Origin of the sequence: Delftia sp. ZNC0008 (assembly GCF_000799035.1) — a bacterium.
GTDB classification, from domain to species: Bacteria; Pseudomonadota; Gammaproteobacteria; order Burkholderiales; family Burkholderiaceae_C; genus Comamonas; species Comamonas tsuruhatensis.
This window is the reverse complement of sequence record NZ_JTKZ01000752.1, coordinates 1-10,490: the sequence shown is the minus strand read 5'-3', so window position 1 is coordinate 10,490 and position 10,490 is coordinate 1. Positions and strand designations below refer to the sequence as shown.

12 protein-coding genes are annotated in these 10,490 nt (G+C 67.2%); 5 read left to right on the top strand and 7 right to left on the bottom strand.

The window, feature by feature from the left end; all coding sequences use genetic code 11:
* Together feoB and L995_RS24545 are read left to right on the top strand one after the other, a co-directional pair.
* Positions 1–1,356, top strand: a 1,356-nt coding sequence (gene feoB, locus L995_RS24550; RefSeq protein WP_047474008.1) for a ferrous iron transporter B, incomplete at its 5' end; no start/stop codon positions are given.
* Positions 1,357–1,370: 14 nt separating this feature from the next.
* Positions 1,371–1,565, top strand: a complete 195-nt coding sequence (locus tag L995_RS24545) for a hypothetical protein (protein ID WP_047474007.1) — start codon at positions 1,371–1,373, stop codon at positions 1,563–1,565.
* Between the two features lie 50 nt (positions 1,566–1,615).
* Here L995_RS24545 and L995_RS24540 read toward each other — a convergent pair whose 3' ends face one another.
* From L995_RS24540 to L995_RS24525, 4 genes are all read right to left on the bottom strand, one after another.
* Positions 1,616–1,963: a YkgJ family cysteine cluster protein gene (locus L995_RS24540; RefSeq protein WP_016448986.1), complete on the bottom strand. Its 348-nt coding sequence runs from the start codon at positions 1,961–1,963 to the stop codon at positions 1,616–1,618.
* 94 nt (positions 1,964–2,057) lie between these two features.
* Entirely contained in the window at positions 2,058–2,276 is a 219-nt protein-coding gene (locus tag L995_RS24535; RefSeq protein ID WP_016448985.1) for a hypothetical protein, read from the bottom strand.
* Between the two features lie 41 nt (positions 2,277–2,317).
* Positions 2,318–3,250: an ornithine carbamoyltransferase gene (argF, locus tag L995_RS24530; RefSeq protein WP_016448984.1), complete on the bottom strand. Its 933-nt coding sequence runs from the start codon at positions 3,248–3,250 to the stop codon at positions 2,318–2,320.
* 10 nt (positions 3,251–3,260) lie between these two features.
* Complete coding sequence (locus L995_RS24525) at positions 3,261–4,457, bottom strand: aspartate aminotransferase family protein (protein ID WP_016448983.1); 1,197 nt, start codon at positions 4,455–4,457, stop codon at positions 3,261–3,263.
* A gap of 349 nt (positions 4,458–4,806) precedes the next feature.
* Between L995_RS24525 and L995_RS24520 the strand changes: the two genes are divergently transcribed.
* Complete coding sequence (locus L995_RS24520; protein WP_012204103.1) at positions 4,807–5,124, top strand: DUF3579 domain-containing protein; 318 nt, start codon at positions 4,807–4,809, stop codon at positions 5,122–5,124.
* Positions 5,125–5,359: 235 nt separating this feature from the next.
* On the opposite strand, the gene rpsT is transcribed toward L995_RS24520, so the two are convergent.
* Positions 5,360–5,659: a 30S ribosomal protein S20 gene (gene rpsT / locus L995_RS24515; RefSeq protein WP_442855555.1), complete on the bottom strand. Its 300-nt coding sequence runs from the start codon at positions 5,657–5,659 to the stop codon at positions 5,360–5,362.
* A gap of 181 nt (positions 5,660–5,840) precedes the next feature.
* On the opposite strand from rpsT, the gene murJ reads away from it, so the two are divergent.
* Together murJ and L995_RS24505 are read left to right on the top strand one after the other, a co-directional pair.
* Complete coding sequence (gene murJ, locus L995_RS24510; protein WP_016452589.1) at positions 5,841–7,406, top strand: murein biosynthesis integral membrane protein MurJ; 1,566 nt, start codon at positions 5,841–5,843, stop codon at positions 7,404–7,406.
* 50 nt (positions 7,407–7,456) lie between these two features.
* Positions 7,457–8,302, top strand: coding sequence for a SirB1 family protein (locus L995_RS24505; RefSeq protein WP_016448980.1), 846 nt, complete (start codon positions 7,457–7,459; stop codon positions 8,300–8,302).
* Between the two features lie 19 nt (positions 8,303–8,321).
* Here L995_RS24505 and L995_RS24500 read toward each other — a convergent pair whose 3' ends face one another.
* Positions 8,322–9,380 carry an AI-2E family transporter gene (locus L995_RS24500; RefSeq protein WP_047474006.1) on the bottom strand — a complete coding sequence of 353 codons (1,059 nt, stop codon included), beginning with the start codon at positions 9,378–9,380 and terminating at the stop codon, positions 8,322–8,324.
* 17 nt (positions 9,381–9,397) lie between these two features.
* Entirely contained in the window at positions 9,398–10,450 is a 1,053-nt protein-coding gene (purM, locus tag L995_RS24495) for a phosphoribosylformylglycinamidine cyclo-ligase (RefSeq protein ID WP_016452588.1), read from the bottom strand.
* Between the last annotated feature and the right edge of the window lie 40 nt (positions 10,451–10,490).

The following is a 10,490-nucleotide window of genomic DNA, read 5'->3' as shown; positions in this document are numbered from 1 at the left end:
GCGGCGCCGCAGCTGCAGGCCCCGGCCCGCCCGGGCGATGCGCGCGAGCAGGTGCTGGCCCTGCACCAGCAGGTGGCCCGCATCATGGCCGACTGCGTCAAGGAGCCCGTGGTGGACACCCGGCGCGACGACCGCATCGACGCCGTGGTGCTGCACCCGCTGTGGGGCATGCTGCTGCTGGCAGCCACGCTGTTCCTGATGTTCCAGGCCGTGTTCAGCTGGGCACAGCCGCTGATGGATGGCATCGAGGGCGGCGTTTCGGCCGTCTCGGCCCTGGTCAACGAGCACATGCCCGAAGGCGCGCTGCGCAGCCTGCTGGCCGATGGCGTGATCGCCGGCACGGGCGCCGTGCTGGTCTTCCTGCCGCAGATCCTGATCCTGTTCCTGTTCATCCTTGCACTCGAGGATTCGGGCTACCTGCCTCGTGCCGCCTTTTTGCTGGACCGCATCATGGGCAAGGTCGGCCTGTCGGGCCGCTCCTTCATTCCGCTGCTGTCCAGCTTCGCCTGCGCCGTGCCCGGCATCATGGCCACGCGCTCCATCACCAGCTGGCGCGACCGCCTGGTGACCATCATGATCGCGCCGCTGATGACCTGCTCGGCGCGCCTGCCGGTCTATGCGCTGCTGATCAGCGCCTTCATTCCCGAGCGCACGGTGGGCGGCATCTTCAACCTGCAGGGCCTGGTGCTGTTCGCGCTGTACGTGGCCGGCATCGCCAGTGCCATGGCCGTGGCCGGCGTGGCCAAGCTGGTGGGCCGCAGCGCCGGCCCCACGCCGCTGCTGATGGAGCTGCCCTCCTACCGCTGGCCCAGCCCGCGCAGCCTGGCCCTGGGCCTGTACGAGCGCGCCATGATCTTCCTGCGCCGCGTCGGCGGCATCATCCTGACCGTGAGCATCGTGCTGTGGTTCCTGGCCAGCTACCCGGCGCCGCCCGATGGCGTCACCGAAGCGGCCATCCGCTACAGCTTTGCAGGCCGCATCGGCGGCTGGCTGGAGGTGGTGCTGGCGCCGATCGGCTTCAACTGGCAGATCGCCATCGCCCTGGTGCCCGGCATGGCCGCGCGCGAAGTGGCCGTCAGTGCCATGGGCACGGTCTATGCACTGTCCGCTGCCAGCGACGAGGCCATGGCCGAGCAGCTGGGGCCGCTGATCGCCCATACCTGGTCCCTGGCCACGGCGCTGTCGCTGCTGGCCTGGTTCGTGTTCGCGCCCCAGTGCATTTCCACGCTGGCGGCCGTGCGGCGCGAGACCAATGGCTGGCGCTATCCGCTGCTGATGACGGGCTACCTGTTCGCGCTGGCCTACCTGGCCAGCTTCATCACCTACCGCGTGGCCCTCGCGCTGGGCGCGGGCTGAGGAGGGCATTGAGCATGTGGCAAAACATCATCGTGGGCGTGATCGTGATGGTGGCGGCCGTGTCCCTGGTCTGGCGCTACCTGCCGGCGCGTTGGCGGCTGAAGGCCGGTCAGCTGCATCCGTCGCTGGCGCCCAAGGACGGAGGCGGCTGCGGCGGCTGCAGCGCCTGCGGCGGAGACAGCTGCGCACCGGACAGGCGCCAGCCATAGCGCCAGATCGGTCGCCAGGCCGGTCGCCGGGCCTCCGGCCGGTTGCACGCTCAGGCAGCGGCCAGCCAGATGCGGGCGCCGTCATCCAGCGCAGGCAGGCCATGCGCCAGGCGCGCAGCGTTGCAGCGGTCCGTGCCCATCTCGAATTCCCGGCAGGTCGATGAGCGCTGCTCGTAGATGCTGCATGCCACCTGTTCGCCGCAGCGGCCCGTGAGGGCCGTGCAGCGCACGGGGCGGCGCTCGGTGCCGTTCATGCGCCAGCGGTTGCCGTGGACCTCATGGGCCAGTTCATCGGGAACGGTGCCGCCCATGGAGCGCAGTTCGTAGACGGAAAATTCGACACGGAAGTGTTCGCAGCAGACGCCGCAGTTCAGGCAGGGATGCAGGGCTTCGGACATGGAAGTTCTTCTTCGGGAGACAGCAGGGCACGCACAGGCTTGCCGCGCCCGGTGCCCGGGGCGGCGCATAAGGCTGGGAAGAGGGGGTGCGGCCCTAGGTATGGCCCTGGAGGAACTTCAGATAGAAGGTGTGGATGCGCACGAACAGCGCACGCACCCGGGCCGCGAAATGCCGGCGCGGCCCGAAGAAGGAGGGCACGCGCGTATGGCGTGCAATGTGCGGATGGCGCAATGCGCAGCCGCCCAACGGAAACACCGCCTGGGGGCGCTTGGCCTGCAGGCGGTGTCTGGAGTGTTCGTGGCTCAGGTGCATGGGTGTGGGGGAATGCGCCTGGGCCAAAGGAGTGGGCGTGATCAGCCCGGCTGGCGGCCCAGCAGCAGGTACTCCATCAGTGCCTTTTGCACGTGCATCCGGTTCTCTGCCTCATCCCAGACCACGGACTGCGGCCCGTCGATGACCTCGGCCTGCACTTCCTCGCCACGGTGGGCGGGCAGGCAGTGCATGAACAGGGCGTCGGCACGCGCGGCGGCCATCATCTCGGCATCCACGCACCAGTCGGCGAAGGCCTTCTTGCGGGCCTCGTTCTCGGCCTCGTAGCCCATGCTGGTCCACACGTCGGTGGTCACCAGGTCGGCGCCCTTGCAGGCATCCAGCGGGTCCTTGAAGACCTTGTAGCAGCCCTCGCGCGGCGCCTTGCCGCCAAAGGCCAGCTTCTCGTCCACTTCGTAGCCGCCCGGCGTGCTGACGTGGACGGTGAAGCCCAGCAGGTCGGCAGCCTGCAGCCAGGTGTTGGCCATGTTGTTGCCGTCGCCGACCCAGGCGACGGTCTTGCCCTGGATCGAGCCGCGGTGCTCGATGAAGGTGAAGATGTCGGCCAGGATCTGGCAGGGGTGGAACTCGTTGGTCAGGCCGTTGATGACGGGCACGCGCGAGTACTCGGCAAAGCGCACGATCTTGTCCTGGCCGTAGGTGCGGATCATCACCAGGTCGGTCATGCGGCTGATGACGCGCGCGCTGTCCTCGATGGGCTCGGCGCGGCCCAGCTGGCTGTCGCCCGTGGTCAGGTGGACCACCGAGCCGCCGAGCTGGTACATGCCGGCCTCGAAGCTCACGCGGGTGCGCGTGCTGGCCTTCTCGAAGATCATGGCCAGCGTGCGGTCGCTGAGCGTGTGGTGCTTTTCGTAGTTCTTGAACTTCTTCTTGATCAGGGCCGCGCGCTCGAGCACATAGGCGTACTCGTCGGCCGTGAAGTCGGAAAACTGCAGATAGTGCTTGATGGCAGTCATAGGCAGGTCCTCATTCGGACAGGAATTGCACGATCAGGGGCTTGAGCTTGGCGACCACTTCGTCGGCCTCGGCCTCGGTCATGATCAGCGGCGGCACCAGGCGCACCACGGTGTCGGCGGTCACGCTGAACAGCAGGCCGGCTTCGGCGCCACGGCCCAGCAGGGCGCCGCAGGGCTTGTTCAGCTCGATGCCGATGATCAGGCCCTGGCCGCGCACATCGACCACGCCCTTGACGTCGGCCAGCTCCTTTTGCAGCGTGGACTTCAGGCGGTCTCCCACCTTGGTGGCATGGGCCAGCAGGCCGTCTTCTTCCATGATGCGGATGGTTTCGATGCCCGCACGCATGGCCAGCGGATTGCCGCCGAAGGTGGAGCCGTGGTTGCCCGGCTGCAGCACGGTGGCCGCCTTGCCATGGGCGACGACGGCGCCGATGGGCACGCCCGAGCCCAGGCCCTTGGCCAGGGTCATCACGTCGGGGACGATGCCGGCCCACTGGTGGGCGAACCACTTGCCCGTGCGGCCCATGCCCGCCTGGACTTCGTCGAACATCATCAGCCAGCCGTTGGCATCGCACAGGGCGCGCACCTGCTGCATGTACTCGATGCGCATGGGGTGCAGGCCGCCTTCGCCCTGGATGGGCTCCATCATCACGGCCACCACGTCGGGGTTGCCGGCCGTGGCCTGCTGCAGCGCCTCGAAGTCATTGACCGGCACGCGCAGGAAGCCGTCGAGCAGCGGGCCGAAGCCGTCGCGCACCTTGGGGTTGCCCGTGGCCGTCATGGTGGCGATGGAGCGGCCGTGGAAGGCATGCTCGTAGACCACGATCACCGGCTTGGCGATGCCCTTGTCCACGCCGTACTTGCGCGCGATCTTGATGGCGGCCTCGTTGGCCTCCAGGCCCGTGCTGCAGAAGAAGACATTGGTCATCTTCGCGCGCTCGGTCAGCAGCTTGGCCAGCGTTTCCTGGCCGGGCACATGGTAGTAGTTGGAGGTGTGGATGAGCTTGGCCACCTGGTCCTGCAGCGCAGGCACCAGCTTGGGGTGGTTGTGGCCCAGCGTGTTCACTGCAATGCCGCCCAGCGCATCGAGGTACTGCTTGCCGTTGACGTCCCACACGCGGCAGCCCTGGCCTCGCTCCAGAGCGATCGGTACGCGGCCATAGGTGTTCATCACGTGGGGCGAGGCAGCCTCGATGAAAGCGGTCATTGCAAAAATCTCCTGAGCTGGAAAGTAAACGGCATCCGGGCGTTGCCGCCGCAGATGCCTGAAAAACAGCGAAGCCCGATTCTAGGGGCCGCGCAATGGCCTACCGTTGCGGTTTGCGCATCACAGCCATGCAATGAACCTACGCCACACTTGGTTAGTGCGCTGCACAACGGTCCAGCTCTTATATAAGAGATAAAATGCCTGCTTGGCCTGCCGGCAGCGATCCTGTCTGCGGGCTCTGACTTTTTTGAAGGACTTGCGCAAACAGGAAGTGGCAAGGTGCTGGGCCCCTTGGCAAGCCGCCTGTTTTGCTCCTTGTTGCACAAGTCGTATTTTGGTGCGCATCCTGATGGTCTCTCCCTCCAGCAAAGAACTGTTCATCCAGGGCATCACCCACGAAGGCAAGACTTTCCGGCCCAGCGACTGGGCCGAGCGGCTGGCAGGCGTCATGAGCCAGTTCCGCCCCGGTGGTGCCCAGCGCGGCAGCCACCTGAGCTACTCGCCCTGGTGTGTTCCCACAACGCTCAACGGCGTCAAGTGCGTGGTCGTGCATCGCGACCTGCGCGACTACGAGCCCATGGCCTGGGATTTCTGCCTGAATTTCGCCAAGGACAACAACCTGCAGGTTGCCGAAGCCTGCCTGATACCGGACGAGCCGGCCCGCTGAGGCCGGCTTCTTTTTTTGCGGGGCCGGTTCCCGCCCGATGTGAAGCGCGCCTGGGGTGCGTTTTTTTTCGGCTGCGCTTTGCTGGAGCCGGGCTTTTCCTTCGGTGCGATTGCCGATGGCGGCGCTTTTGTCCAGGCACAAAAAAACCGCCCGAAGGCGGTTTTCTCGTTCGCTGACAGCGCACCCGTTACAAACGGCAGATGGCCGGGGCCATCCGTGCGGTTGCCTAAGTGGATTAGGCGGCGGGGGCTGCCAGGGCCTTGACCTTGGCGGACAGGCGGCTCTTGTCGCGAGCGGCCTTGTTCTTGTGGAAGATGCCCTTGTCGGCGATCGTGTCCAGAACGGATTGGGCTGCGGCAAACAGTTCGGTTGCCTTGGCCTTGTCGCCAGCCAGAACGGCCTTCTCGACCTTCTTGACGGCGGTGCGGTACTTGGAACGCAGCGAAGTGTTGGCTGCGTTGAGCTTGACGTCCTGGCGGGCGCGCTTGCGGCCGGATGCCAGGCGGGGGTTCTTCTTTACGGGCTTGGATGCCATGATATGTATTCCTAGTGTCTGAGGATGTTGTCGGCGAAGCGCGGGATTATAGCATGCAGTACCTCCAGGGCCTGTGGGCCCCAGGCCGCGCAATCGGGCCTGTTGCAACGGAGTGCAAGAGCCGTCCGGCCCGCCCGGGCACGCAGCTCCGATGGCCGTGCCAGCGCATACACTCCCCACGGTGTCACTGTTCAAAGCCGCCTCCACCGTTTCCCTGCTGACGCTGGCCTCCCGTATCACCGGGCTGGTGCGCGATCTGCTCATGGCCTCCATGTTCGGAGCCAATGCGCTGACCGATGCGTTCAATGTCGCGTTCAGGATTCCCAATCTCTTCCGGCGGCTGTTCGCCGAAGGCGCCTTCAGCCAGGCCTTTGTGCCGGTGCTGGCCGCCAGCAAGGCCAAGGAGGGGGAGGAGGCCACGCGCAGGCTGATCTCCCATGTGGCCACGCTGCTGTTCTGGGTGCTGCTCGTGACCTGCGTGCTGGGCGTGGTCGGCGCGCCGCTGCTGGTCTGGCTGCTGGCCAGCGGCCTGCGCCAGTCGCCCGAAGGCTATGACGCAGCCGTGCTGATGACGCGCTGGATGTTCCCCTACATCGGCTTCATGTCGCTGGTGGCGCTGTCGTCCGGCGTGCTCAATACCTGGCGGCGCTTTGCCGTCTCGGCCGCCACGCCCGTGCTGCTGAACCTGGCCATGATTGCCGCCGCCTTCTGGGGTGCACCCTGGCTGCAGGCGCGCGGCATAGAGCCCATCTATGCCATGGCCGGCGGTGTGATGCTGGGCGGCGTGCTGCAGCTGGCGGTACAGCTGCCGGCGCTGGCAGGCCTGGGCCTGCTGCCCCGCATCGGGTTTTCTCCAGCCGCCTTGCGCCAGGCCTGGCAAGAGGCCGGCGTGCGCCGCATCCTCAGGCTGATGGCGCCGGCGCTGCTGGGCGTGGGCGTGGCCCAGGTCTCGCTGATGATCAACACCCAGATCGCCTCCTATCTGCAGCCGGGCAGCGTGACCTGGCTGTTCTATGCCGACCGGCTCATGGAATTTCCGACGGCGCTGCTGGGCGTGGCGCTGGGCGTGGTGCTCACGCCCCAGCTGGCCGCGGCCAAGGCGGCCGACGACTCGGAGCGCTACTCGGCCATGCTGGACTGGGGGCTGCGCCTGGTGGTGCTGTTTTCCGTGCCCTGCGCGGTGGGGCTGCTCACTTTCGCCGAGCCGCTCGTGGCCACGCTGTTCCACCGTGGCGCGCTGCAGGACAGCGATGTGGGCCAGATCGCGCTGGCGCTGGTGGGCTACGGCGCCGGCCTGGTGGGCCTGGTGGCCATCAAGGTGCTGGCGCCCGGCTACTACGCAAGCCAGGACATCCGCACGCCCGTCAAGATCGCCATCGTGGTGCTGATCATCACCCAGCTGCTCAACCTGGTGCTGGTGCCCTTCATGGCGCATACGGGTCTGGCGCTGTCCATCGGCCTGGCGGCCCTGGTCAATGCGGGCTGGCTGCTGTGGGGGCTGCTGCGCCGAGGCGTCTACCGTCCCAAGCCCGGCTGGGGGCGGCTGGCCTTGCAGGTGATTGCGGCCAGCAGTCTGCTGGCCGTGCTGCTGACCTGGGGAAGCCAGCATTTCGACTGGATTGCGCTGCGTGCCAACGGATGGCAGCGCGTGGGCCTGCTTGCCGGCCTGATGGCGGCCTCGGCCCTGCTGTACTTTGGCGCGCTGTGGGCAGCCGGGCTCAAGCTGCGGGCACTGCTGCGGCGCTAGCCCGAACCCGCATAATTGCAGGCCTGGGCGCTGCAAATTCACAAGGCATCATGAGCTGGAGCTACGACGACACGCCAACGGCCCTGCAATACTTTGCAGCGCTGGTGCAAAGCGATGAACACCTGCCGCTGATGGAGGCGGCAATCAGCATCGCCCAGGATGCCGTGCCCGATCTCGACCTGCAGGCGGCCAGCGCCGAACTGGACCGGCTGCAGGTGCGCCTGGTCCAGCGCCTGGCCGGCGAAACCGATCCGCTGCAGTGCCTGCGCGGACTCAACCAGTTCTTCTACGGCGAGCTGGGCTTTGGCGGCAATCTCAACGACTACTACGACCCCGCCAACAGCTACATCCACCATGTGCTGCAGACGCGGCGCGGCATTCCCATCAGTGTGGCGCTGATCTGGCTGGAGCTGGCTGCGGCCATCGATCTGCCGGCGCAGGGCGTGAGCTTTCCCGGCCATTTCCTGGTCAAGATGCGCCTGCCCCAGGGGCAGGTGGTGATGGACCCGTTGAGTGGCGAGTCCTTTTCTGCCAACAGCCTGGCCGAGCGGCTGGAGCCCTTCTGGCAGAGCGCGGGCCTGTCGGCCGAAGAGGCCGCTCCGCTGGGCATGTACCTGCAGGGCGCCTCGCCGCGCGACGTTCTGGAGCGCATGCTGCGCAACCTGCAGGAAATCCACCATGCCCGGCGCGACTGGCCGCTGCTGGTGGCCGTGCTCAACCGGCTGGCCGTGCTGCGGCCCGACATGCCCGAGATCCTGCGGGACCGGGGGCTGGCCTATGCGCAATGGGGGGTGACCGAGCGTGCGCTTGAAGACCTGGAGCGCTTCCTGCAGTCCCAGCAGGGCGCGCAGGCCGTGGCCGTGCGCGAGGTGATCCGGCGGCTGAGAGGGCTGTAGCCGCCCGCGCGTGGGCTGATCAGACCAGCCGGACGGCTTCCAGCTCTTTCTTGAGATAGGCGTAGAACAGCGGAGCCGCCACCAGGCCTGCAGGGCCGAACACCGATTCGGCCACGAACATCACCGCCAGCAGCTCCCATACGCCCATGTGCGTGCGCTGGCCCACGACCTTGGCGTTGATCACGTACTCGGCCTTGTGGATCAGGATCAGAAAGCCCAGGCAGGCGGCAGCGGCCACAGGGGACACCGACAGGCCCACGATGGTGATCACCGCATTGCACAGCAGGTTGCCCACGATGGGCACCAGGCCTGCGATGAAGGTCAGCGTGATCAGGGCTGGCGTGTAGGGCAGGGTCAGGTTCCAGTGCGGCAGCACGCCCAGAAGGAAGATGGCCGTCAGGAGGGTATTGAAGGCCGCAATCCAGAACTGGGCCGCCACGATCTGGCGGAAGGCCAGTCCCATGAGCCGGATGCGCTCGCGCAGCGCTGCCACCAGGGGCGGGCGGCGCGTGACCATGGGACGCACGGCGGCCAGGGCGCCGATGATCAGGCCCACGTAGGCATAGAGCAGGCCGGTGAGCCAGGCGCGGCCCGCATGGGCCAGGGCGCCGGCCTTGGCGGCCAGGTAGCTGGCCAGCAGGTGCTGGATTTCCTGTGCGCCGTCCGGCAGCTGGTCGGCCATGTCGGCCGGCAGCTTGTCACGCAGCTCCAGCACCGTGTGCGCCAGATAGTCGAGCAGCTCGCGGTACTGCTGTGGCGCGTCGGTGATGTAGGTGCGCGTGTGCGACAGCGCGCCGCTGAGCAGGGCCAGCGGCGCAAGAATGACGATGGTGGCTGCCACCAGTTGCGTCCAGCGCGGCAGCGAGCCGCGCCGGGACTTGGGCTGGGCGCGTGACAGCAGCCCGGCAAGCGCGCGCGTGACCAGAAAGCCCACGCAGACGCACAGCATGCCCGGCAGCAGCCCCTGCCACATGATCAGCAGCAGGGCGCCGGCCATCAGCACATAGCTGGACAGCGTCACGCCGCGCGTGGGCGCGGGCTGCGGGGAGATGATGGGCGAGGGCAGGTGCTGGGTCATGCGCTGCGGGCCCGTGGTCAGCGGACCTCGACAGGCTCGCCCTCGCCGCGTGCGGCGATGCGTCCGATGGTGTGGACCGTCTCGCCCAGCTTCGCGAGCGTAGCGGCCGTGGCTTCGGCAGCCTCGGCGGGCACGACAACGACCATGCCGATGCCGTTGTTGAAGGTGCGGTTCATTTCCACGGCATCGATGCCGGCCGTCTTCTGCAGCCAGGCGAACAGCTCGGTCTGGGGCCAGCTGCCGGCATCCAGGTGGGCGGCCAGGCCTTCGGGCAGCACGCGGGGGATGTTCTCCAGCAGGCCGCCGCCCGTGATGTGGGCCAGCGCCTTGATGGGGTGCTGCTCCAGCGCCGCCAGCACGTTCTTCACGTACAGGCGCGTGGGTTCCATGATGGCCTGCTTGAACGGCTTGCCGTCCAGCGTTTCGGGCAGGCTGCCCTGGCTTTCGGCGCGCTCGATGCACTTGCGCACCAGGGAGAAACCGTTGGAGTGCACGCCGGCCGAGGCCAGTCCCAGCACCACGTCGCCAGCAGCAACGCTCTGGCCCGTGAGGATCTTGGACTTTTCGACGGCGCCGACGGCAAAGCCGGCCAGATCGTATTCGCCGGCCGGGTACATGCCGGGCATTTCGGCGGTTTCACCGCCGATCAGTGCGCAGCCCGACAGCTCGCAGCCGCGCGCAATGCCGCCGACCACGGCAGCGGCCGTGTCCACGTCCAGCTTGCCGCAGGCGAAGTAGTCGAGGAAGAACAGGGGCTCGGCGCCCTGGACCAGCACGTCGTTGACGCTCATGGCCACCAGGTCGATGCCGACGGTGTCGTGCATGTTCCACTCGAAGGCCAGCTTGAGCTTGGTGCCCACGCCGTCGGTGCCCGAGACCAGCACGGGCTCCTTGTAGCGCTTGGGCACCTCGAACAGGGCGCCGAAGCCTCCGATGCCGGCCATCACGCCTTCGCGCATGGTCTTCTTGGCCAGCGGCTTGATGCGCTCGACCAGCGCGTCGCCAGCGACGATGTCGACGCCGGCGTCTTTGTAGGAGATCGGGGTAGAGGAGGGGGCAGAAGAGCTCATGGATGGGTACGGTGCGGTAGGCCCGAGGCCGGGCTGGAAC